General features: G+C 74.8%; 19 protein-coding genes. 15 read left to right on the plus strand and 4 right to left on the minus strand.

All coding sequences use genetic code 11. The features are described 5' to 3' along the window. Window positions 1-249 precede the first annotated feature (249 nt). The 6 genes from KVS67_RS03920 (at window position 250) to holA (ending at window position 9,875) form a co-directional block, all read left to right on the plus strand. On the plus strand, window positions 250-1,575 hold the full coding sequence (locus KVS67_RS03920) for a membrane protein (protein WP_036336588.1): 1,326 nt from the start codon (window positions 250-252) through the stop codon (window positions 1,573-1,575). A gap of 157 nt (window positions 1,576-1,732) precedes the next feature. Then, window positions 1,733-4,240 carry a leucine--tRNA ligase gene (gene leuS / locus KVS67_RS03925; protein WP_159228106.1) on the plus strand — a complete coding sequence of 836 codons (2,508 nt, stop codon included), beginning with the start codon at window positions 1,733-1,735 and terminating at the stop codon, window positions 4,238-4,240. Window positions 4,241-4,286: 46 nt separating this feature from the next. Continuing rightward, window positions 4,287-5,261 (plus strand): DegV family protein, encoded by a 975-nt coding sequence (locus tag KVS67_RS03930; protein ID WP_073116468.1) that lies wholly within the window; start codon window positions 4,287-4,289, stop codon window positions 5,259-5,261. Between the two features lie 129 nt (window positions 5,262-5,390). After that, the gene (locus KVS67_RS03935) at window positions 5,391-6,248 is read left to right on the plus strand and encodes a ComEA family DNA-binding protein (RefSeq protein ID WP_217564756.1); all 858 of its coding nucleotides are present in this window, start codon (window positions 5,391-5,393) and stop codon (window positions 6,246-6,248) included. Further along, the gene (locus tag KVS67_RS03940; RefSeq protein ID WP_223247540.1) at window positions 6,245-8,845 is read left to right on the plus strand and encodes a ComEC/Rec2 family competence protein; all 2,601 of its coding nucleotides are present in this window, start codon (window positions 6,245-6,247) and stop codon (window positions 8,843-8,845) included. Before KVS67_RS03935 ends, KVS67_RS03940 begins: the two co-directional genes overlap by 4 nt. A 10-nt stretch (window positions 8,846-8,855) precedes the next feature. Then, a complete protein-coding gene (gene holA / locus KVS67_RS03945; protein ID WP_036317182.1) occupies window positions 8,856-9,875 on the plus strand; it encodes a DNA polymerase III subunit delta in 1,020 nt (339 codons plus the stop codon). Between the two features lie 101 nt (window positions 9,876-9,976). Here holA and rpsT read toward each other — a convergent pair whose 3' ends face one another. Both rpsT and KVS67_RS03955 read right to left on the minus strand, forming a co-directional pair. Further along, window positions 9,977-10,243, minus strand: coding sequence for a 30S ribosomal protein S20 (gene rpsT, locus KVS67_RS03950; protein WP_002854699.1), 267 nt, complete (start codon window positions 10,241-10,243; stop codon window positions 9,977-9,979). A 195-nt stretch (window positions 10,244-10,438) separates the two neighbouring features. Continuing rightward, on the minus strand, window positions 10,439-11,101 hold the full coding sequence (locus tag KVS67_RS03955; protein ID WP_061867301.1) for a type II toxin-antitoxin system PemK/MazF family toxin: 663 nt from the start codon (window positions 11,099-11,101) through the stop codon (window positions 10,439-10,441). 111 nt (window positions 11,102-11,212) lie between these two features. On the opposite strand from KVS67_RS03955, the gene lepA reads away from it, so the two are divergent. Together lepA and hemW are read left to right on the plus strand one after the other, a co-directional pair. Next, complete coding sequence (gene lepA / locus KVS67_RS03960; protein ID WP_036317188.1) at window positions 11,213-13,072, plus strand: translation elongation factor 4; 1,860 nt, start codon at window positions 11,213-11,215, stop codon at window positions 13,070-13,072. Further along, the gene (hemW, locus tag KVS67_RS03965; RefSeq protein WP_036317191.1) at window positions 13,073-14,353 is read left to right on the plus strand and encodes a radical SAM family heme chaperone HemW; all 1,281 of its coding nucleotides are present in this window, start codon (window positions 13,073-13,075) and stop codon (window positions 14,351-14,353) included. 15 nt (window positions 14,354-14,368) lie between these two features. Here hemW and KVS67_RS13985 read toward each other — a convergent pair whose 3' ends face one another. After that, window positions 14,369-14,788, minus strand: coding sequence for a DUF4870 domain-containing protein (locus KVS67_RS13985; RefSeq protein WP_002854682.1), 420 nt, complete (start codon window positions 14,786-14,788; stop codon window positions 14,369-14,371). Window positions 14,789-14,882: 94 nt separating this feature from the next. Then, on the minus strand, window positions 14,883-15,743 hold the full coding sequence (locus KVS67_RS03975) for a DUF3097 family protein (RefSeq protein WP_036317197.1): 861 nt from the start codon (window positions 15,741-15,743) through the stop codon (window positions 14,883-14,885). 170 nt (window positions 15,744-15,913) lie between these two features. On the opposite strand from KVS67_RS03975, the gene hrcA reads away from it, so the two are divergent. The 7 genes from hrcA to era all read left to right on the plus strand — a co-directional run bounded on the left by hrcA (window position 15,914) and on the right by era (window position 22,817). Next, window positions 15,914-16,927, plus strand: a complete 1,014-nt coding sequence (gene hrcA / locus KVS67_RS03980; RefSeq protein WP_036317200.1) for a heat-inducible transcriptional repressor HrcA — start codon at window positions 15,914-15,916, stop codon at window positions 16,925-16,927. A 75-nt stretch (window positions 16,928-17,002) separates the two neighbouring features. Beyond that, complete coding sequence (dnaJ, locus tag KVS67_RS03985) at window positions 17,003-18,136, plus strand: molecular chaperone DnaJ (RefSeq protein ID WP_036380884.1); 1,134 nt, start codon at window positions 17,003-17,005, stop codon at window positions 18,134-18,136. After that, window positions 18,133-18,894 carry a 16S rRNA (uracil(1498)-N(3))-methyltransferase gene (locus tag KVS67_RS03990; RefSeq protein WP_036380882.1) on the plus strand — a complete coding sequence of 254 codons (762 nt, stop codon included), beginning with the start codon at window positions 18,133-18,135 and terminating at the stop codon, window positions 18,892-18,894. Before dnaJ ends, KVS67_RS03990 begins: the two co-directional genes overlap by 4 nt. Window positions 18,895-18,970: 76 nt before the next feature. Next, window positions 18,971-20,008 (plus strand): PhoH family protein, encoded by a 1,038-nt coding sequence (locus KVS67_RS03995; RefSeq protein WP_368669033.1) that lies wholly within the window; start codon window positions 18,971-18,973, stop codon window positions 20,006-20,008. Beyond that, window positions 19,998-20,471, plus strand: a complete 474-nt coding sequence (gene ybeY / locus KVS67_RS04000; protein WP_010078622.1) for an rRNA maturation RNase YbeY — start codon at window positions 19,998-20,000, stop codon at window positions 20,469-20,471. The genes KVS67_RS03995 and ybeY overlap by 11 nt, the downstream gene beginning before the upstream one ends. Window positions 20,472-20,482: 11 nt before the next feature. Continuing rightward, complete coding sequence (locus tag KVS67_RS04005) at window positions 20,483-21,808, plus strand: hemolysin family protein (RefSeq protein WP_217564757.1); 1,326 nt, start codon at window positions 20,483-20,485, stop codon at window positions 21,806-21,808. 43 nt (window positions 21,809-21,851) lie between these two features. Then, window positions 21,852-22,817: a GTPase Era gene (era, locus tag KVS67_RS04010; protein ID WP_036384707.1), complete on the plus strand. Its 966-nt coding sequence runs from the start codon at window positions 21,852-21,854 to the stop codon at window positions 22,815-22,817. Window positions 22,818-23,073: the final 256 nt, after the last annotated feature.

Genomic DNA, 23,073 nt, shown 5'->3' on the forward strand with positions numbered 1-23,073 from the left:
GACCGCCGACGCCGTGGCGCCTCGTCTCCGCTGGACGCGGGGACGGGGTCCGCCGAGATGCTCGGCCTGATCGCGACCGCGGCGTGCCAGCGGGAGGGCGGCCTTGGGGTGGGCCTGAGGCCACGCTGCCCGGAACCCGGCGACGCCTGGTCCTGGCCACGATGGCGCGCGCGTGCCTACCGTACTCCGGCCTGTCCTCGGTCCCGGGGCCCGCACGGGCGCACCCCGTCCCCCACGAAAGGCCCATGCGTGCAGCACCCCGTCGCGCTCAGATCCCTGAAGATCGCCCTCGCCTTCGTCGGCCTGCTCGTCGGCGCCGGCTTCGCCACCGGCGCCGAAGTCATCCAGTACTTCGTGGGCTTCGGCTGGATCGGCGTCGTGGGCGCGGGACTGGCCGGCCTGCTCGTCACCGCCGGCGGCGCCGTCATCCTCCAGCTGGGCAGCGTGTTCCTCGCGGCCGACCACAAGGTCGTCTTCCGCAGCGTCTCGCACCCCGTGATGGCCCGGATCCTGGACGTCGTGGTGACGGTGACGCTCTTCGCGATCGGCGTCGTCATGCTCGCCGGGGCGGGCTCGACGCTCGCCCAGCAGTTCGGCTGGCCGACGTGGGCGGGCTCCACCCTGATGACCCTGCTCGTGCTCGTGACGGGCATGCTGGACGTGGAGAAGGTCTCCGCGATCATCTCCCTGATCACGCCCCTGGTGGTCGTCGCGGTCGTGGCCGGGTTCGTCCACGTCCTGGTCACCCGCGACGGCGGCTTCACCGCCCACGAGTCCCTCGCCGTCCAGGCCACCACGCCGGTGGACCCGTGGTGGCTGTCCTCGGTCAACTACTTCGGCCTCGTCGTCGTGATGGCCGTGTCCATGTGCCTCGTGATCGGCGGGTCCATCACCCACCCCCGGGAGGCGTTCCTCGGCGGCCTCACCGGTGGCCTGATGTACACCGCCCTGCTCCTGATGGCCTCCACGCTGCTCTACCTCGGCTACGCCGAGATCGGCCGCGCCGACGTCCCCATGCTGCGGCTGTTCGCCTCGATCGCGCCCTGGCTGGGCTGGGCGATGGTCGTGGTGATCTACCTGATGATCTTCAACACCGCGATCGGCATGTTCTACGCGCTGGGACGCCGCCTCACGGCCGACCGCCCGGGCCGCTACCGGCCCGTGTTCGCCGGCGTCACGCTGCTGGCCTTCGCGGTGAGCTTCGTCGGCTTCGGCGACCTGATGAACGTCGTCTACCCGGCGCTGGGCCACCTGGGGATCGTGCTCGCGCTCGTGCTCCTCGTCTGGTGGCTCACCCACCGCCGGCAGATCTCCGCCGAGTCGGGGCTGCGTCTGCGCCTGCTCGCGCTGCTCCGCCTGCGTGAGCATCCGGAGAAGACCTTCACGGCCCAGCACGCAGTGCAGCTGCAGGAGGCGGTCGGGGACTCCGTGGCGGCCCCGGACGCGGTGACGGAGGCCCTCGAGGACGAGGTCGCCCAGGTGCTCGAGGAGGACGACGCGCTCACCTCCGGAGGGGCGCGCCCCGGTCCCGACGCCGGGCCCGAGCGTCCGGCAGGCGGCAGCCACTCCGCCTGAAACCGCGTGCCCGGCCGGGCACGGCGTCTCGGAGCGGCCCTGCGGCCGGGCCGGGGCGCCGTCGCCGTAGGATGGGGTGGCCGGCCGTGCCGCCGGCCCCGTCCGCGCCGCCCGAGGGCCGGCGCCCCATCCCGACTGCGTGAGGACTCGAACCGCCGTGAGCCAGACCCCCGACAGCGCCGTGCCGGCCACCCCCAGCATCCCCGCCGACGCGGAGTACTCGTTCCGTGACGTGGAGGCCCGCTGGGCCGGGTACTGGGAGCAGGCCGGGACGTTCGCCCCGCGCGAGGACGGCTCCGAGACCCGCACCGTGGTCGACATGTTCCCGTACCCGTCGGGCGACCTGCACATGGGGCACGCCGAGGCGTTCGCGATGGGCGACGTCGTCGCGCGCCACTGGATGCAGCGCGGCTTCGACGTGCTGCACCCCATCGGCTGGGACTCCTTCGGCCTGCCGGCCGAGAACGCCGCCATCAAGCGCGACGCCCACCCGGCCGAGTGGACCTACGCGAACATCGAGACGCAGAAGCGCTCCTTCCAGCGGTACGGCATCGCCGTGGACTGGTCCCGTGAGCTGCACACCTCGGACCCCGAGTACTACCGGTGGACCCAGTGGCTGTTCCAGCAGCTGTACCGCAAGGGCCTGGCGTACCGGAAGGACTCCCCGGTCAACTGGTGCCCCCAGGACCAGACGGTGCTCGCCAACGAGCAGGTCGTGGACGGCCGCTGCGAGCGCTGCGGAACCGAGGTCACCAAGCGGACCCTGAACCAGTGGTACTTCCGCATCACCGAGTACGCGGACGCGCTGCTGGACGACATGGACCAGCTCACCGGCCACTGGCCCGAGCGCGTGCTCGCCATGCAGCGCAACTGGATCGGCCGCTCCGAGGGCGCCCACGTCGACTTCCAGGTCGAGGACGGCCCCGTCGTCACGGTCTTCACCACCCGGCCGGACACGCTGCACGGCGCGACCTTCATGGTGGTCGCCGCCGACGCGCCGCTGGCCGCCGAGCTCGCCGGCGACGACGTGCGGGCCGAACTCGAGGCGTACCGGGAGGACCTGAAGAAGGTCTCGGACATCGACCGCCAGGCCACGGACCGCCCGAAGAGCGGCGTGTTCCTGGGCCGCCACGCCGTGAACCCGCTGACCGGTGAGCGCCTGCCGATCTGGGCCTCGGATTACGTGCTGGCCGACTACGGCACGGGCGCCATCATGGCCGTGCCGGCCCACGACCAGCGCGACCTCGACTTCGCCCGCGCCATGGGGCTGCCCGTGCGCGCCGTGCTGGACACCGGCGAGGAGGACCCGGCCGTCTCCGGCGTCGCGACGACCGGCGAGGGCATCCTGGTGAACTCCGGGGAGCTCGACGGCCTGGACAAGACCGCGGCCATCGCGCGGGCCATCGAGATCGTGCAGGAGCGCGGCACCGGCCGGGGCACCACCACGTACCGGCTGCGCGACTGGCTGCTCTCCCGTCAGCGCTTCTGGGGCACCCCGATCCCCGTGGTCCACTGCCCGGACTGCGGCGAGGTGCTCGTGCCGGAGGACCAGCTGCCGGTCACCCTGCCGACCGACCTCAAGGGCGAGCAGCTCGCCCCCAAGGGCCAGTCGCCCCTGGCCGCGGCGACGTCGTGGGTCGAGGTGGACTGCCCGCAGTGCGGCGGCCCCGCGCGACGGGACACCGACACCATGGACACGTTCGTGGACTCGTCCTGGTACATGCTCCGCTACGCGTCCCCGAACGACGACGCCCGCGTCTTCGACCCCGAGGCCCTGCGCCGCTGGCTGCCCGTGGACCAGTACGTGGGCGGCGTGGAGCACGCGATCCTGCACCTGCTGTACGCCCGCTTCTTCACCAAGGCCCTGCACGACCTCGGCCTGGTGCCCTTCACCGAGCCGTTCCGCGCCCTGCTCAACCAGGGCCAGGTGCTCAACGACGGCAAGGCCATGTCCAAGTCGCTGGGCAACGGCGTGGACCTGGGCGACCAGCTGGACCAGTTCGGCGTCGACGCCGTGCGCCTGACCATGGTGTTCGCCTCGCCGCCCGAGGACGACGTGGACTGGGCCGACGTCGCCCCGGGGGCCGCCGGCAAGTTCCTGGCCCGCGCGTGGCGCCTGGCCCGCGACGTCCGCGCGACGGGCACCCCGGCCGGCACGGACCCGGCGGACGGGGCCGTGGCCCTGCGCCGGGTGACCCACCGGACCGTGCACGAGGCCCAGCAGCTGCTGGACGACGGCAAGTTCAACGTGGTCGTCGCCAAGACGATGGAGCTGGTCAACGCGGCCCGCAAGGAGATCGACGCGGGTGCCGGCGCGGCCGACCCCGCCGTCCGCGAGGCCGCCGAGGCCGTGGCCGTGCTGCTCTCCCTCGTGGCGCCGTACACGGCCGAGGACATGTGGGTCCTGCTGGGCCACGAGCCCTCCGTGATCCGCGCCGGCTGGCCCGCGGTGGACGAGGCGCTGCTGGTCGAGGACACCGTCACGGCCGTCGTCCAGGTCAAAGGCAAGGTCCGCGACACCCTCGAGGTGCCCGCGGACATCACCGCCGAGGACCTCGAGGCGCGCGCCCGCGCGTCGCAGAAGGTGCGGAACTTCATCGGGGACGCCCAGATCGTCAAGGTGATCGTGCGCGAGCCCAAGCTCGTGAACCTGGTGATCCGCTGACCGCGTGAGACCGGCCCCGACCAGGCCGGGGGAGAGGAGGCAGGCCGTGGCGAGCATCGAGCAGTGGCGCGACGACGCGCTCGTCCGCCTGCGCTCCCGCCGCTCCCAGCTGGCCGGGCGGGCGCGCTACGGCCTGCGCCCGCCCCGCCGGGACCGCACGGCCGTCGTCACGGACTCGGCCGCCGCCCTGCCCGGCGCCGTCCTCGGACACGGTCTGGCCGCCGGGATCCGCCAGGTGGCGCTGCCCGTCATGGTGGGCGAGCAGATCCACACGGAGGGCACGGACGAGCTCGCGCTGGAGCTGCCGCTGGCCCTGGCCGCCGGCACCCCGGTGCGCACCTCGCGGCCCTCGCCGGGTGCGTTCCGGACGGTCTACGCCGAGCTGGCCCGCGCCGGCTACGCACGCATCCTCTCCGTGCACCTGTCCGGCGAGCTCTCCGGCACCGTGGAGGCCGCGCGCCTGGCCGCCGCGGACGCCGAGCGTCCGGTGACCGTGGTGGACTCGCGCACCGTGGGCTTCGCGCTGGGCATGGCCGTGGTGGACGCCGCCGTGGACGCGGGGGTGGGCATGCCCGTGGCCCGCATCCGCGAGCGCCTCGAGGCCACCGTGGACTCCAGCCACGTGCTGTTCACGGTGCCCAGCCTCGAGCAGCTGCGCCGGGGCGGGCGGATCAGCGGGCTCGCATCGCTGCTGGGCACGCTGCTGCAGGTGCGCCCCGTCATGGCCGTCGACGACGGCGCGATCGGCCTGGTCGACCGCCCGCGCTCCGCGGCCCGGGCCGTCGACCGGCTCGTGGAGCTCGCGACCGAGCGGGCCGGCGGGGACCCGGTGCGGATCGCCGTGCACGCGTACGGCGACCCCGAGACGGCCGGGCAGCTCGCGGAGCGGCTCCAGCCGATCTCCACCACCCCCGTGCCCGTCGTCGAGCTGCCCGCCGTTCTCGCCGCGCACCTGGGCCTGGGCGCGCTGGGTGTGGTGATCTGCCCGCTGGAATCGCCCACGGGGGGCTCGGGGGACTGAGGCCTCCCGTGCAGGCGAGCCGAGGAGACGGGCGCGTCCGTTCCTGCACACCGCCCCGGACCGCGGTGGTGATCCCCAGGCCGGGTGCGGGACGCGCCCGACTCGGCGACGGGGACGCAGACTGCCCGCATGAGCCCCAGCCACCGCCTCTGCGACGATCCGCCCGCCTTCGCCCCGGACCCCGCGCCCGCGGCCGTCCCCGACGTCGACACGGCCGGCCCGCACGCCGCGTCCGGGTGGGAGCGCACCCCGCCCCGGGGCCCGGTGCTGCGGTGGCGGCCGGCCCTGCTGGCCGTCACCGTGCTGCTCGTCGCCGCCGCGGCCTGGTGGGCGGTGGCCTGGCTGACCACCCCGGCGCCGCCCGCGGCGATCCCGGCGGCCGCGGCCGGGGCAGGCATCCCGCAGACCGGCGCGCCCTCCGCCGTTCCGTCGGCGGCGGGCACCGACGCGCGGACGTCCGAGGCGGGGCCGTCGGGGGAGGCGCCCGGGCCCGCCGGGTCCGGCCCGCTGCGGGTGCACGTGGTGGGCGAGGTCGCCCGGCCGGGTGTGGTCAGCCTCGCGCCGGGCTCCCGGGTGGCCGACGCCGTGCGCGCGGCGGGCGGCCCGACCCGGGACGCCCGGGCGGAGCGCATCAACCTCGCGGCCCCGTTGGACGACGGCCAACAGGTCCTCGTCCCCTCCGCCCACACGCCGCAGGACGCCCTGGACCGGGTGGCCGGGGCCGCGCAGGCGCAGCCCACGCCGACCACGGGCGGGGCCGGTGCCGGAGGCGAGCCGGGCGGCGCCGAGCCCGGCGGCACCGTGGACCTGAACACCGCTGACGCCACGGAGCTGCAGACCCTGCCCGGCGTCGGCCCCGCCACGGCGGAGAAGATCATCGCCCACCGCGAGACGGTCGGCCCGTTCACCGGCCTGCCGGACCTGGACGCGGTGCCCGGCATCGGCCCGGCCACGCTCGACCGGCTGCGTGACCACGTCTCGTGGTGAGCCCGGCCCCGGGCCCGCCCAGCGATCCCGTGGACCGCCGCGCCCGCCACCGCGAGGTGCCCGGCCCGCTCGAGGCCCGGTGGGTGCCCGCCCTGCTCGTCTGCCTGACCCTCGGGATCCTCGGCGTCGCCTGGGACGCCCCGGCCCGCTCGGCGGCGGCCCTCACCGGGCTGGCCGTCGCCGCGACCACTGTCCTGGGCGCCGCCCGCTCGACCGGTCGGATACGGGGCGTGGCCACCGCGACGACGCTGGCCGGCGTGGCCGCGGCCCTGATGCTGCAGCACTCGGCCGGGCCCGCCGCCGCGGCCAGCGCCAGCGGCTGGACCGGCGCGGTGCACGCCGGCTCACCGCTGCGGCTCGAGCTGACCCTGGACGGGCCCGCCACCCGGAGCGAGGCGACCTTCGGCCCACGCTGGAGCGTGCCCGTGCGGGTCGAGACGTTCGGTCATCCGCCGCGGGCCCCCGAGGCGGCCGTGACGGCCCGACTCACGGGCGGGGGCGCACCGCCCGCGACGATCGCCGCGCCGTTGGACGGGACGGCGGCCCCCGGCGGCGGGCCGGGATCGCGGGTGTGCGTGGTGGCCCGGCCGTCGAGGTCCGGCTCCACCGTGTTCCTGGCCGCCGCGGCCGCCCCGCAGCCGGGACCCTGCCCCGGCGGGGCGGAGCCGGCAGGCGGGGCCACCGACGGCGGCCCGGGCCCGCCGCGGCGGGAGGCGCTGCGCGCCGCGTTCCGTCAGTCCGCGGAGGGCACGGTCGGCACGGCGCCGGAGCTCATCCCGGGGCTGGTGCTGGGCGACCGCTCCGCCCAGGGGGCCGCCCTCGACGACGCCATGAAGGCCTCGGGCCTGTCGCACCTGTCTGCCGTGTCCGGGGCCAACGTGGCCATGATCCTCGGCGCGGTCGCGATCACCCTGCGCAGCGCGCGGGTGCACCGGGCGGTGGTCCTCAGCGCCGGGCTGGCGGTCCTCGGGGTGTTCGTGGTCGTCGTGGGGCCGGAGCCGTCGGTCCTCCGGGCGGCCGTGATGGGCGCTCTCGGCGCCCTCGCGGTGTTCTTCGGCCGCGCGCGGCAGGCGTTCGGACTCCTGACGGTGGGCGGCACGGCCCTGCTCGTCGCGGTGCCGGCCCTCGCCGTGGAACCGGCCTTCCACCTCTCCCTGGCGGCGACCGCGGGCATCGTCCTGGGCGGCGCGCCCCTCGACCGTGCGCTGCACGCCGGGCTCGGCCGGGTGCTGCCCGACGTCGTGGCGCGGTGGCTCTCGGCGTCGCTCGCGGTGACCGTGGCCGCCCACCTGGCCTGCCAGCCGATCATCCTGGCCATGACCGGTGAGGTGTCGGCCTACGCGGTGCCGGCCAATCTGCTGGCCGCCCCGGCCGTGCCGCCCGTGACCGTCCTGGGCACCCTCGCCGCGGCCCTCGCCCTGCCCGCGCCGGGGATCGCCGCCGCCCTCGTCGCCGTGATCCAGTGGCCCGCGGCCTGGATCGGGTGGGTCGCCCACACCAGCGCCTCCCTGCCCGGGGCGCTGCGTCCGTGGCCGGCCGGAGCCCTCGGCGCCGGGCTGGGCGTCCTGCTGGTGGCCGCGACGCTCCTCGGATTCGCCGCCGTGCTCCTGCTCGAACGACGCCGGGCCGCCCCGGTGCGGCGTGTCGGCCGCAGCGCGCCGCGGACCCGCGAGCGCCTCCCCGCCCTGGTCGTGCTCGCCGCCGCGCTGGCCGCGGCCACCACGGGTGCGGTCGGGGCGGTCCTCGTGCCGCGGGCCTCGGGCGCGGCCCCGCCGGACTGGGCGGTGGCGTTCTGCGACGTCGGCCAGGGAGACATGGCCGTGTTCCGGTCCGGCCCGCGCGCGGGGGTCGTCGTCGATGTCGGGCCCGAGCCTGGGCTCGCTCGTCGCTGCCTCGACGACCTCGACGTCGACCGGGTGGACGCCGTGCTGCTCACCCACCTGCACGCCGACCACACCGGGGGACTGCCCGGCGTGGTCGACCGCGCCTCCCGCGGGGCGGTGCACTACGCGACCCGGGACGCGCCGGCGCAGGGCAGGGGAGGGCGCGGCGGCGAGGCGGACGGCGTCGACCGGCCCGCCGACGCGGCACGGCTCCGCACCGGCGCGACGGGCACGGCCGGGCCGGTGCGGTGGCACGTGCTGCTCGCCGACGCGCGGGCCCCCGAGGAGAACGACGCCTCCGCCCAGGTGCTGGTCACCGTCGAGAGCGAGGCCGGTCCGGTCACGACGCTGATCACCGGCGACATGGAGGAGGACGCCTCCGCGGCATGGGTCGCGGGGCACCGGTCCGATGCCGCCGCTCCGCCGCGCGTGGACGTGCTCAAGGTCGCCCACCACGGGGCCCGCAACGGTGGGACGGCCGTGCCGCGCGCGGTCGGCGCCCGCCTGCACATGGTCTCCGTGGGCGCCGACAACCCGTACGGACACCCCCACCGGGCCACGGTGGACGCGCTCGGCCGCCTCGGGCCGGTGGCCCGCACCGACCTGCACGGCACGCTGGCCCTCACGGCCGCGGACGGCCCCGACCCCGACGGCGCGCCCGAGATCACGGCTCACACCGTCCGCCCGCCCTCGAGCGTCCGCACCGGACCCTAGGATGGGACGCATGTCCGCCGCCCGCAGCCCCCGTTCCGGCCGAGCCGGCCGCACCGACCCGCTGGCCTGGCGGCGAGCCGAGCCCGCCCCGCTCATGCTCCTCAAGGGACCCGAGGACCATGCCGCCCGCTGGGTGACGGACCGCGTGACCCAGGCTCTGCGCGAGCGCCACGGCCAGCTGGAGATCCACCGGCTCCGCGCGGGGGAGTACCAGCCCGGCCAGCTGGCCACCGCGGCCAGCCCGTCCCTCTTCGCCGAGCCCACCCTCATCACGGTCGAGGGCCTCGAGGCCATGAACGACGCGTTCCTCGAGGACGCCCTGCGCCTCGTCCAGCAGGGCCCCGGCGCGGACGACGTCACGCTCGTGCTGCGCCACACCGGCGGCAACCGCGGCAAGAAGCTGCTGGACGCCGTCGCCCAGGCCGGCACGGTGGTCGAGTGCGTGCCGCTGAAGAAGGACGAGGAGCGGCTGGCCTTCGTGCAGGCCGAGTTCCGCGACCGGCGTCGGCGCATCGACGAGGAGGCGGCCCGCGCGCTCATCCGCGCCACCGGCGCCTCGCTCACGGAGCTCGCGGCCGCGTGCGCCCAGCTCGTCGACGACACCGAGGGCGTCGTCACCGTCGAGACCGTGGACACCTACTACAGCGGCCGCGTGGAGGCCACGAGCTTCGCGGTGGCCGATGCGGCGCTCGAGGGGCAGGCGGCGAGGGCCGTGTCCCTCGTGCGGCACGCGATGGCCACCGGCGTCCACCCGGTGATGATCACCGCGGCGCTCGCGCTCAAGGCGCGGCAGGTGGCGCGGATGATCGACGCCCGCCGGCCCGCCGCCGAGCTGCCGTCCCTGCTCGGGGTGGCCCCGTTCCAGGTGCGCTACATCCAGCAGGCGGCGCGGCACTGGACGGCGGCCGGCATCGCGCAGGCCGTGGAGTGGATCGCCCAGGCCGACGCCGAGGCCAAGGGCGCCTCCCGCAACCCGGAGTTCGCCGTCGAGCGCGCGGTCATCCGCGTGGCCACCGCCGTCAGCCGCTGACGGCGCCGCCGGACGGCACCCCACGGGGGCAGCCCGGACACGAAACGGCCCCCGCACCGATCGCTCGGGGCGGGGGCCGCGGTCACAGCCGGGGGCGTGGATTAGCCGAGGAGGGCCTTCACGCGGGCGGCGATGCCGGACTTGCGGTTCGCGGCCTGGTTCTTGTGGATGACGCCCTTCGAGGCGGCCTTGTCCAGCTTGCGGGAGGCGGTGCGCAGGGCGGCGGCGGCGGCCTCGGCCTCGCCGGCGGCGACGGCCTTGTCCACGGCGCGGATGGCGGTCTTCAGCTCGGACTTCACCGCGACGTTGCGCTGGCGCGCCTTCTCGTTGGTGAGGATGCGCTTCTTCTGGGACTTGATGTTAGCCAAATCGGGTCCTTCGTCGTCGGCGGCGCGGACGAGGGTCCGGGCGCCGCATGAACAGGGGGTCGTGGAGGGTGCCCGGATCCGTGGACTGAGCGGCGTGGGGAACACCGATGATGACCCGTTCCGGGGGTGCCCGTCGACCGGCGGACACAATGCGGACGATCCTACCACCCAGACCCCGCGATCCGCGCGGCCGACTCAGCGCACCCGCCTCCGGGCGCGGGCCAGCGCGGCCGTGACCCGGTCGAAGGCCGCCCGGTCCAGGACGCCGCCCTCCCGGCGCACCGCGGCCGGATCCACGCGGACCACCCGGTCCAGCTTCACCTCCGAGGCGCGGCCGGACCGGTCCCAGGCGCCTGCGCCCACGTCCACGTAGTCCTCGTCGCGGGTCAGCGCGTTGTTCCGGTCCCGGCTGGTCAGCATGAGCCCGAGCAGGAGCGCCCCGTCCCGGCCGATCAGGAGCACGGGGCGGTCCTTGCCCCGGCCGTCCATCTCCTCGTACGGCACCCAGGTCCACACGACCTCGCCCGGCCCGGCCGTCGGCCCGGGCGCGGGCGCGTATTCGACGCGGACGGTCCCGGTGAAGTCCGGCAGGGACACGTGGCGGTCGGTGTCCTGTCGCCGGGGCAGGCGCTCCTGCCCGGGCCCGGGCATCGGCCACGAGTCGGTGGGCTCCGTGGGGTCCCACGCGGGCCCGGGAGGCCCGGGCGGGCCCGGGAAGGGCGACGGGCCGCTCCGTTCGCCGGCCCGTCGACCGGCCTCAGAGGCGGCTCGACGCGGCCGGGCGTCGTCGCGGAGGGCGCCGATCAGGCGTGCCGTCCGGCGGCCGAGGGACAGGGCGCGATGCAGGTCGAAGGCCATGGGCGTGAATCTAGTGGACGCGCGGGCCCGGCGTCCGGGTCGGGTCGGCGGCGGGACATGAGAGACTAGGCGGTCAGAGTCCCGTCCCCGTCACCCGTAGAGGAAGTGCCCGTGTCGCCCCTGGCGTCGAACCCCCCGGTGCCCGCTGCCACCGACCCCTCGGTGATCCGCAACTTCTGCATCATCGCCCACATCGACCACGGCAAGTCCACGCTGGCGGACCGCATGCTGCAGGCCACCGGCGTCGTGCAGCCTCGCGACATGAAGGCCCAGTACCTGGACCGCATGGACATCGAGCGTGAGCGCGGCATCACCATCAAGTCCCAGGCCGTGCGCATGCCCTGGTCCGTGGACGGGGTGGACTACGCCCTGAACATGATCGACACCCCCGGGCACGTGGACTTCACCTATGAGGTCTCCCGCTCGCTGGCCGCATGCGAGGGCGCGATCCTGCTGGTGGACGCCGCCCAGGGCATCGAGGCCCAGACCCTGGCGAACCTCTACCTCGCCATGGAGCACGAGCTGGAGATCATCCCCGTGCTCAACAAGATCGACCTGCCCGCCGCGGATCCGGACCGCTACGCGGCCGAGCTGGCCTCCCTGATCGGCTGCGAGCCCGAGGACGTGCTGCGCGTCTCCGGCAAGACGGGCGTCGGCGTCGAGGACCTGCTGGACCGCGTGGTCCGCGCCATCCCCGGCCCGGAGGGGGACGCGGACGCCCCGGCCCGCGCGATGATCTTCGACTCCGTGTACGACACCTACCGGGGCGTCGTCACGTACGTGCGCGTCGTGGACGGCCGGCTCTCCCCGCGGGAGAAGGTCCGCATGATGTCCACGGGCACCACCTACGAGCTCCTCGAGATCGGCGTCTCCTCCCCGGAGCCCGTGCCCACGAACGGTCTGGCCGCGGGCGAGGTGGGCTACCTCATCACCGGCGTGAAGGACGTGCGTCAGTCCAAGGTGGGCGACACGGTCACCAACCACGCCCACCCGGCGGAGCAGTCCCTGGGTGGCTACGAGGACCCCAAGCCCATGGTGTTCTCGGGCCTGTATCCCATCGACGGCTCGGACTATCCCGTGCTGCGTGACGCCCTGGACAAGCTCAAGCTCAACGACGCCGCGCTCGTCTACGAGCCGGAGACCTCGGTCGCGCTGGGCTTCGGCTTCCGCGTCGGCTTCCTCGGTCTGCTGCATCTGGAGATCGTGCGCGAGCGCCTCGAGCGCGAGTTCGACCTCGATCTCATCTCCACCGCGCCCAACGTGGTCTACGAGGTCACCCGGGAGGACCGTGAGGTCGTCACCGTGACCAACCCCTCCGAGTTCCCCGAGGGCAAGATCCTCGAGGTGCGCGAGCCCATGGCCTCGGCCACGATCATCGTGCCGGCGGAGTTCATCGGCGCCGTCATGGAGCTGTGCCAGGCCAAGCGCGGCAACCTCAAGGGCATGGACTACCTCTCCGAGGAACGCGTGGAGATCCGCTACTGGATCCCCCTGGCCGAGATCGTGTTCGACTTCTTCGACCAGCTCAAGTCCCGCACCAAGGGGTACGCCTCGCTGGACTGGAAGGCCGACGGCGACCAGGTCGCCGACCTCGTCAAGGTGGACATCCTGCTCCAGGGCGAACAGGTGGACGCGTTCTCCTCCATCACCCACAGGGACAACGCCTACGCGTACGGCGTGATGATGACGGGCAAGCTCAAGGAGCTGATCCCGCGCCAGCAGTACGAGGTGCCGATCCAGGCCGCCATCGGCTCGCGCATCATCGCCCGCGAGAACATCCGCGCGATCCGCAAGGACGTGCTCTCCAAGTGCTACGGCGGAGACATCTCCCGCAAGCGCAAGCTGCTCGAGAAGCAGAAGGAGGGCAAGAAGCGCATGAAGATGGTCGGCCGGGTCGAGGTCCCGCAGGAGGCCTTCATCGCCGCCCTATCCTCGGACGGCGCCGGCGCCGACCAGGCCGCGAAGAAGTAAGTGCCCGCCCTGCCCCTCGGCGAGCCCGTCCCCGACGACGGCCGGCTGCCGGCCGACGTCGGGCAGCGGGTGCGCGCGGCCGCCCGCGACGGCGCGGCGCGCACCTTCAGCCTGTACGTCCACGTGCCGTTCTGCACGGTGCGCTGCGGCTACTGCGACTTCAACACGTACACGGCCGTCGACTTTGGCCCCGGCGCGGGTCGCGGCGACTACTGGGAGTCGGCGGTCGCGGAGCTGGACTTCGCCGCGGACGTGCTCGCGTCCTCGGACGTGCCCGCCCGCCCGCTGCACACGGTGTTCTTCGGCGGCGGCACGCCCACGCTCCTGCCGGCCGCGGACCTCGTGCGCATCCTCCAGGCGGCGGTGGACCGGTTCGGGATCGCGCCCGGCGCGGAGGTGACCACCGAGGCCAACCCGGACACGATCACCCCGGAGTACGCCCGCCAGCTCGCGGCCGGCGGCTTCACCCGCCTCTCCCTGGGCATGCAGTCCGCGATGCCGCACGTGCTCGCCACGCTCGAGCGCACCCATCGGCCCGAGTCCGTCCCCGCCGCCGTCGCCGCGGCCCGCGAGGCCGGCCTGGAGGTGTCCCTGGACCTGATCTACGGGACCGCGGGGGAGTCCCTCGCCGACTGGCGGGCCACGCTCGAGGCCGCAGTCGTCCTGGCCCCGGACCACGTGAGCGCGTACTCGCTGATCGTGGAGGAGGGCACCAAGCTCGGGGCCCAGGTGGCCCGCGGCGAGGTGGCGGACGTGGACCCCGACGACCAGGCGGACAAGTACCTGCTCGCCGAGGAGCTGCTCAGCGCCGCCGGCTACCGCTGGTACGAGGTGTCCAACTGGGCGCGGGATCCGCGGGGGTCCGGGGTCCACCGCGCGCGGCACAACGTGGCGTACTGGGAGGACCAGGACTGGTGGGGGATCGGCCCGGGCGCGCACTCGCACCTCGCCGGCGTCCGGTTCTGGAACGCCAAGCACCCCGCCGCCTACGCGCAGCGGCTGGCCACGGGGGTCACCCCCGCCGTCGGCCGCGAGCGGCCCGACGCCGACGCGCGGCGCCTCGAGCGCATCATGCTCGCGGTGCGCACGGTGGGCGGGCTCCCGACCGCGGAGCTCGTCTCGGAGACGCCGGGGGAGGCCGCGCGGATCCGCGGGGCGATCGCCGAACTCATCGCCGCGGGCCTGCTGGACGGGCGCGCCGCCGTCGACGGGCGCATCATCCCGACGCTCGAGGGGCGGCTGCGCAACGACGCGATCGTCCGGGCGCTGGCCGGCTTCTGACCGGCCGACCCCGGGTCAGCGCAGGATGCGCAGGTTGAACGGGTACCGGAACGGACGGCCCTTGGACACGTGCGAGGCGCCCATCACGCCGTAGACCGCCATGGCGGCCCACGTGAGCGCGCCGAGGATCGCGAAGATCGGGCCGACCACCGGCAACAGGGACAGGAAGAAGAACAGGAGCGTGATGAGCGTGGGCGGCCCGGAGAAGTTCAGGGCCTCCCGCGACTCCTGCGAGGTGAACGGGCCGCGGTCGCGATAGAGCAGCCACACGACCAGCGGGCCGAGCACGCCGAACGCCAGACTGAGATGGGCCAGCGCCGCGCGGTCACGGTCCTGCTTCGCCGTGAGCGGGGCGCCGCGGCCGCCGGCCGAGACGAGCCAGGCGGGCGGGCCGTGGCCGGTGCGGCCGGCGTCGGGCTGCGCGCGGGTGTTCACGAGGGGCTCCTCCTGGATCGCGGGACCCGCGCGCCGGGGACCGGGCGCAGGGCATGGGCCAGCATAGCGCGGGCGGGCGGGGGCCGCGCCGAGATCAGTGCTCGGGTGCGGCGGTGAGGAAGTCGATGAGCTCCTCCACGCGGCCCAGCAGGGACGGCTCGAGGTCCGCGTACGTGGTGACGTGGGAGAGCAGCCGCTTCCACCCCAGCCCCGTGGCCTCCTTGCTCCCGTGCGGCCAGCCCAGTCCCCGCAGGATCCCCGTCTTCCAGTCCTGCCCCTTCGGCACGACGGGCCACGCGGGGATGCCGAAGACGGAGGGCTTGATGACCTGCCAGACGTCCACGTAGGGGTGACCGAGGATGAGCACGTTGCCCGCGGCCCCCGGCACGCGCATGGCCTCGGCCGCGAGGCGCTCCTCCTTGGACCCGGTGACGAGATGGTCCACGAGGATCCCGAGCCGGCGCCGCGGACCGGGGGCGAACGCACGGATCGCCCCGGCGAGGTCGTCCACGCCGTGCAGGGGCTCCACGACGATGCCCTCGAGGCGCAGGTCCTCGCCCCACACCTTCTCCACCAGCTCGGCGTCGTGCACGCCCTCCACCCAGATGCGAGAGGCGCGGGCAGTGCGGGCCCGCGCCCCCTCGACCCGTCGCGAGCCGGAGGCGGTGCGGGCCGGCGCCGCCGGGGCCGCGGCGGTCGGGGGGACCAGGGTCACGGGCTCGCCGTCGATCCAGAAGCCGCCGCCGAGGGGGAAGCCGCGGCGCACGCCGCGGCGGTCCTCCAGGACCACCACGTGCACGCCGCCGGAGCGCTCGATGCCGCTCACGGCCCCGGTGAACCCGGAGGCCACGTCCTCGACCACCGTGCCGGGGGTGGCGGGCACATCGGGGACGGTCCGGGCGGGGCGGCGCGTCAGGTCGTCGTGGCCCGCGGGGCCCCAGCTGCTCCAGTCCATGGGAGAGCACGGTAGCAACGGGGGCGGGCGATCACCGTGAGCGAAGCCGTGCGGGCCGGTCGGGTCGTCCCCCGGGTCGGACGGTAGCATTGGCACTTGACCCGCCGGAGTGCCAGCCAGGGGCACCTCCGGGGTCGCCCCGGATCCCGACGGACCAGAGGAGGACCGAGATGTCGGAGCAGCCCCGCCGCCTGCAGGTGCTCCAGGCGATCGTGGAGGACTACGTGGCGCTGCGCGAGCCCGTGGGCTCCAAGGCGCTCGTGGAACGGCACGCCCTGGGCGTGTCCTCCGCGACCGTGCGCAACGACATGGCTGCGCTCGAGGAGGAGGGCCTCATCGTGGCCCCGCACACCTCCGCCGGGCGCGTCCCCACGGACAAGGGCTACCGCGTGTTCGTCGACCGCCTCTCCGAGGTGAAGCCGCTGTCCCCCGCCGAGCGCCGGGCCGTGCGGACCCTGCTGGACCCGGAGACGGACACCGAGCACATGATGGAGTCCACGGTGCGCCTCCTGGCCCAGCTGACCCAGCAGGTCGCCGTCGCGCAGTTCCCCCACGAGGACGGCTCCACGATCCGCCACCTCGAACTGGTCTCCCTCGCGCCCACGCGCGTGCTCGTGGTCCTCATCCTGTCCACGGGGCGGGTGGACCAGCGGCACGCCGTGCTGGACCGTCCGGTCGACGAGGCGGAGCTGTCCGTGCTCCGCGGCCTCCTGCTGGACGCCCTGCTGGGGCTCGGTCCGGTGCAGGCGGCCACCGTGGTGGACGACGTCGTCACCCGGGTCCGCCCGGAGCACCGGCAGTCCGCCGCCCTCGTGGCCGCGGCCGTCCACGACCTGCTCGAGGCCGGCCGGCAGGACCGCATCGTCCTGGCCGGCACCGCCAACCTGGCCCGCTCCCCGGGGGACTTCGGCGCGTCCATCGGGCCGATCCTGGAGGCGCTTGAGGAGCAGGTGGTGCTGCTGCGCCTGCTCACGGAGATGGAGCAGGACGCCCACGGGGTGTCCGTGCGGATCGGCTCCGAGAACGCCGGATCGCTCGCGGACACCTCGGTGGTCGCGGCCGCCTACGGCCCCGGCGCCGTGGCGAAGGTCGGCGTCATCGGTCCGACCCGGATGGACTACCCGGGCACCATGGCCGCCGTCCGGGCGATCGCCCGCTATCTCTCCCGCATCCTGACCACCTGACGCGCCTCCACGCGTCCTGGCGGGCCCCGTCCCGCATCGCCCCACGTCCCGCTCTCCCCGAGAGGAATCCCCACCGTGACCGACCACTACGAGACGCTCGGCGTCAGCCGTGACGCCAGCACCGAGGAGATCCGCCGCGCCTACCGCAAGCTCGCGCGCACCCACCACCCGGACGTCAACCCCGACCCGGAGGCGGCCGAGCAGTTCAAGCGCATCTCCCACGCCTACGAGGTGCTCTCGGACGAGGGCCGGCGCCGGGCCTACGACACGACGGGCAATGAGAACGGCCAGGCCGGCTTCCCGGGCGGCTTCGGCGGGGCGGGCGGCTTCGGGGGCTTCGCCGACATCTTCGAGACCTTCATGAACGCCGCCGGCCAGGGCGGCCGCGGCGGCCCCGCCAGCCGCGCCCGCCGCGGCCAGGACGCCCTGGTGACCGCGCGGATCGACCTGCGCGACGCCGTCTTCGGCGGCGAGCAGACGATCGAGCTGGACACGGCCGTGCGCTGCGATCGGTGCGAGGGCTCGTGCTGCGAGCCCGGCACCCAGCCGGAGACCTGCCAGACCTGCCACGGCCACGGCATGATCCAGCGCCCCGTGCGGTCGCTGCTGGGCACCGTCATGGCCACCGAGGCCTGCCCCGCCTGCCAGGGGTTCGGCACCGTCATCCCGACGCCCTGCCACGAGTGCGACGGGCAGGGCCGCGTCCGCACCCGGACGCCGCTGACCCTGCGCATCCCCGCGGGCGTGGACGACGGCACCCGCATCCACCTCGCCGGCCGCGGCGAGGCCGGCCCGGGCGGCGGCCCGAACGGGGACCTCTACGTGGAGATCGCGGTCCGCCCGGACGAGACCTTCCGCCGCGAGGGCGACCACCTGGCCACCACCGTGACCGTCCCCATGGCCGCCGCGGCCCTGGGCACCACCGTCACGCTGGACACCCTGGACGGCAAGCAGTCCGTCAGCCTGGACCCGGGTGTGCAGTCCGGCCACGTCGAGGTCCTCCACGGCCTGGGCGTCGGCCGCCTGCGCGGGCAGGGCCGTGGCGACCTCAAGGTGGACGTGGTGGTCACCACGCCCACCGACCTGGACGACGAGCAGCGCCAGCTCCTGGAGCGCCTGGCCGAGGTGCGCGGCGAGGAGGTCGTGCACGGCGCACCCCAGGCCAAGGGCATGTTCGCCCGGCTGCGGGAGAACCTGAGGAACCTGTGACCGCCCCCCTGTTCCACCTCGAGCCGGGCTCCCTGGCCGGCGCGAGCGCGGGCGCGGAGGTCGTCTTCGGCGGTCCCGAGGCCCGGCACGCCGCCGCGGCCATGCGCCTGGCCCCCGGGGAGGCCGTGCTCCTGGCCGACGGGTCGGGCACGCTCGGCCACGGCACCGTGCTCGCGGCCGCCCCGGACACGGTGACCGTGCGGCTGGACACGGTGGCGGAGGAGCCGGCGCCCACCCCGGCGCTCGTGCTCGTCCAGGCCCTCGCCAAGGGCGACCGGGATCTCATGGCGGTCCAGGCCGCCGTCGAGCTCGGCGTGGACGCCGTGGTGCCCTGGGAGGCCGAGCGCTCGATCGTCCGCTGGAAGGGTCCCAAGGCCGCCAAGGCCCGCCAGAAGTGGGCGGACACGGCCCGCGCGGCCGCCAAGCAGGCGCGTCGCGCCCGGGTGCCCGCGGTCCGGGACCACGTCTCCGGGACGGCGGTCGCCGGGCTGGTCCGGGACGACGACGGCGGCCGGCTCGTCCTCGTGCTGCACGAGGACGCGGAGCACGGGGTGTCCGCGATGCCCGTGGAGCGACTCTCCGCGGCCGCCGAGATCGCCGTCGTCGTGGGCCCCGAGGGCGGGATCGGCCCGGCCGAGCTCGAGGCCTGCGTGGCCGCGGGGGCCGTGCCGGTGCGGCTCGGCCCGCACGTGCTGCGCGCCTCCACGGCCGGCCCCGCCGCCCTCGCCGTGCTCCAGCACCGGCTCGGCCGCTGGTGAGCCCCGGCAGGACGACGCGCCGACGCCTAGACTGGACGGGACGTCCCGCCCCCACGACCCCGAGGTGATCCGCCCCATCGTGACCGTGCCCCCCACGACCCCGACCCCGCCCGCCACCGCGCACGAGGGGGTCGCGTTCGAGACCGCCGACCTCATGGTCCGCACGCTCGGACCGCAGGACGCCCTGCTGCGGATCCTCGGCGGCGTGTTCCCCACCGTGGACGTCACGGTCCGCGACCAGCGGCTGGACCTGGCCGGGCCGGTGGCCGACGTGGCCTCGGTGCGGCGCGTCGTCGAGGACCTGCGCTCGATCGCCCGCCGCGACCAGGCCGTCACCCCCGAGGTGATGGGCCAGGTCGTCCACCACGTCCGCGACGCCGCCACCGGGCGAGGCGCGGGTCAGCTGCACCTGGACTCGATCCTCTCGGGCCGGGGCCGCCGCATCCGCGCGAAGACCCTGCACCAGCAGGACTACGTGGAGGCGATCGACCGCTCCACCGTCGTCTTCGGCATCGGCCCGGCCGGCACCGGCAAGACCTACCTGGCCATGGCCAAGGCCGTGCAGGCGCTGCAGGCCAAGGAGGTCAACCGCATCATCCTCACCCGCCCGGCCGTCGAGGCCGGCGAGCGGCTCGGCTTCCTGCCCGGCGGGCTCTCCGAGAAGATCGACCCGTACCTGCGCCCTCTGTACGACGCGCTGCACGACATGATCGAGCCCGAGTCGATCCCGCGGCTGATGGAGGCCGGGACCATCGAGGTCGCCCCGCTGGCGTACATGCGCGGCCGCACCCTGAACGACGCGTTCGTGATCCTCGACGAGGCCCAGAACACCACCGGCGAGCAGATGAAGATGGTCCTGACCCGCCTCGGCTTCGGTGCCCGCATGGTCGTCACGGGCGACACCTCGCAGGTGGACCTGCCGCGCGGCACCCAGTCCGGCCTGGCCCAGGCCGTCGAGGTGCTCGAGGGGATCGAGGGCCTGGAGATGGTCCGCTTCGACTCCTCGGACGTGGTCCGGCACTCGCTGGTGAGCGCCATCGTGGACGCCTACGACGCCGCCCGCGGCCCCGCGGAGCGGTCCCAGAAGCGAGGAGGGGCCCGCCGTGGCCGTTGAGATCCTGAACGAGTCGGGGATCGAGGTCCCCGAGGACGCGCTGCTGCGCATGGCCCGGCACGTCTACGCGCGCCTGCACGTCCACGAGCGCGCCGAGACGGCCGTGACCGTCGTGGACGCCGCGCGCATGGCCGAGCTGCACGAGGAGTGGATGGACCTGCCCGGGCCCACCGACGTGATGAGCCTGCCCATGGACGAGCTGACCCCCGGCTCGCCCGAGGCGCCGGCCGAGGGCGTGCTGGGCGACGTCGTGCTCTGCCCCGAGGTCGCCGCCGAGCAGGCGGCGCGCGGCGGGCACTCCCGTGACGACGAGCTGCTCCTGCTGCTCACCCACGGCATGCTCCACCTGCTCGGGTACGACCACGTCGAGGACGCCGAGCGCGAGGAGATGTTCACGCTCCAGGATCGGCTCGTCTCCGAGGTCCTCGGCCGGCCCGCCCCGGCCCCCACCGTCGAGGATTGAGGGCACCGCCCATGCTGACACCCGCCGTCCTCTTCGCCCTCTTCCTGGTCTTCCTCGGCCTGACCTGGACGCTGTCCCTGGCCGAGTCCGCGTTCTCCTACCTCTCCCGGCGGGCTGCGGAGGACATCGTCCGCGAGCAGCCCGGCTCCAAGGTCCTGGAGATCGCCCGCGAGCGGGAGAGCCACCTCGGGGCCCTGCGGGTCTGGCGCTTCGTGGCCGAGGCCCTGTCCGCCGTCTGCCTGACCGCGGCCGCCGACGCGGTGGTGGACGACACGTGGCTCGCCGTGGCGATCGCCGCGGTCGTGCTCGTGGGCGTGGCCGCCCTGCTGGGCGTCTGGAGCCCGCGGCCGATCGGCTCCCGCAACGAGGCCGCCGTCGCCCGCCGCCTGGGCGGGCTCGTGTGGGTGCTCCGCCGGGCCCTGGGCCCGCTCGCCGCCCGACTGGACCGGGACCGGCGCCGTCGCGAGGTCGAGCCGGAGGACGAGGACGACTTCCAGGAGCGCCACCTGCGTGAGTTCGTCGCCCGCGCCCACGACGCGGATGTGCTCGCGGACTCCGAGGCGGAGCTGATCCAGTCGGTGTTCTCCATGAACGACACCATCGTCCGCTCCGTCATGGTGCCGCGCACCGACGTCGTCACCATCGACGCCGACCACACGCTCGGCCAGGCGATGGCCCTGTTCCTGCGCTCCGGCAACTCCCGCATCCCGGTGATCGGCGAGGACGCCGACGACATCCGGGGCATGCTGCACCTCAAGGACGTCGCCCGCGCCCTGCACCACGACGGCGCTGCGACTGACACCCCCGTCACCGAGGTCATGCGCGACGTCCGCTTCGTCCCCGAGTCGAAGTCCGTGGCGACCCTCCTGCAGGAGCTGCAGCGCGAGTCCACCCACGTGGCCGTGGTGGTGGACGAGTACGGCGGCACGGCGGGGCTCGTGACCCTCGAGGACCTCATCGAGGAGATCGTCGGCGAGATCTACGACGAGGACGACCGCCCGGACCGCCCCGAGGTGGAGTTCGTCGCGCCCGGCGTCTACTCCGTCGACGCGCGCATGGGCATCCACGACTTCCGGGAGGAGTTCGAGCTGCCGGAGGAGGACGAGGACGACGACGTCGACACGGTCGGCGGCCTGCTCGCCAAGGAGCTCGGCCGCGTCCCGATCCAGGGCTCGCGCGTCGTGGTCCAGGGGATCGAGCTCGTCGCGGACACCCTCGAGCCCCGCCGCAACCGGGTCGCGCGCCTGCGCGTCTCCGAGACCCCCGACCGCCCGGTGCGGCTGCGCCGGCGCGAGGAGCGGGCCCACGGCGCCGAGCCCGCCGACCCCGTGGCCTGAGCCGGCCGCCCCACCCCACTCCCCGCCTGACAAGGATGACCCCATGACCGATCTCGTCGATCCGGCCCGCGCCGCGGACGGCTTCCGTTCCGGCTTCGTCTCGCTCGTGGGCCGGCCGAACGCCGGCAAGTCCACGCTCACCAACGCGCTGGTGGGGGAGAAGGTGGCGATCACCTCCTCCAAGCCCCAGACCACGCGCCACACCATCCGCGGAATCGTCCACCGCGAGGACTTCCAGCTCGTGCTCGTGGACACGCCGGGCCTGCACCGGCCCCGCACCCTGCTCGGCGAGCGCCTCAACGACCTCGTGGCGGAGACGCTCAACGAGGTCGACGCCGTGGGCATGTGCCTGCCGGCCGACGAGGCGATCGGTCCCGGCGACCGGTTCATCGCCCAGCAGCTCTCCTACCTGCACCGCACCCCGGTGGTCGCCGTGGTGACGAAGACGGACAAGGTGGGCCCGGAGCAGCTCATGGCGCAGCTCGTGGCCGTGACCGCGCTGGGCGACGAGGTCCTCGGGCCGGAGAACGGCGGGGAGGGCTTCGCGGCCGTCGTGCCGGTCTCGGCGGTGGCCGGCCGCCAGGTCGACGACGTCCTGGGCGTCTTCGCGGGCCTGCTGCCGGCCGGGCCGCCCCTGTATCCCGACGGCGAGCTCACGGACGAGCCGGAGGCGATCATGGTCGCCGAGCTCATCCGGGAGGCGGCCCTGGAGGGCGTGCGCGACGAGCTGCCGCACTCGGTGGCCGTGGTGGTCGAGGAGATGTCCCTGCGCGAGGACCGCCCCGCGGATCGGCCCCTCATGGACGTGTGGGCGAACGTCTTCGTCGAGCGGGACAGCCAGAAGGGCATCATCATCGGCAAGGGCGGCTCCCGGCTGCGTGAGATCGGCGCGCAGGCGCGGGCGGGCATCGAGCGCATGCTCGGCACCAAGGTGCACCTGGACCTGCGGGTCAAGGTCGCCAAGGAGTGGCAGCGCGACCCCAAACAGCTCGGCCGACTCGGCTTCTGAGCCGGAGGCCCCGGCCCGGGCGCGCATGCGCCGGAGCGGGCCGCCGTCGTCGTGCGTCACACGGGGACGGCCTCCTGTGGCCCGGCCCACCTCGGTGCTAGGGTCGGGGGCATGTCCCTCCGCCTCGCGACGACAGCGCCGGCCACGGCCCGCCTGCTACTTCCCGGCCGCACGGGGTCCCCGTGCCAGGCCGTGATCCACGCCGCCTGAGCGCACGCGGAGGCAGGACGCCTCCCACCGGACCGGACACCCCGTG

Source organism: Micrococcus sp. GbtcB5, assembly GCF_019091605.1.
GTDB classification, from domain to species: Bacteria; Actinomycetota; Actinomycetes; order Actinomycetales; family Micrococcaceae; genus Micrococcus; species Micrococcus luteus.

What these genes read in the sequence shown, in the direction of transcription:
- holA (WP_036317182.1), top strand. Translation starts at nt 8,856, where the DNA reads ATGTCCGCCGCCCGCAGCCCCCGTTCCGGCCGAGCCGGCCGCACCGAC.
- KVS67_RS03935 (WP_217564756.1), top strand. Translation starts at nt 5,391, where the DNA reads ATGAGCCCCAGCCACCGCCTCTGCGACGATCCGCCCGCCTTCGCCCCG.
- era (WP_036384707.1), top strand. Translation starts at nt 21,852, where the DNA reads ATGACCGATCTCGTCGATCCGGCCCGCGCCGCGGACGGCTTCCGTTCC.
- hrcA (WP_036317200.1), top strand. Translation starts at nt 15,914, where the DNA reads ATGTCGGAGCAGCCCCGCCGCCTGCAGGTGCTCCAGGCGATCGTGGAG.
- KVS67_RS03955 (WP_061867301.1), bottom strand. Translation starts at nt 11,101, where the DNA reads ATGGCCTTCGACCTGCATCGCGCCCTGTCCCTCGGCCGCCGGACGGCA.
- KVS67_RS04005 (WP_217564757.1), top strand. Translation starts at nt 20,483, where the DNA reads ATGCTGACACCCGCCGTCCTCTTCGCCCTCTTCCTGGTCTTCCTCGGC.
- KVS67_RS03975 (WP_036317197.1), bottom strand. Translation starts at nt 15,743, where the DNA reads ATGGACTGGAGCAGCTGGGGCCCCGCGGGCCACGACGACCTGACGCGC.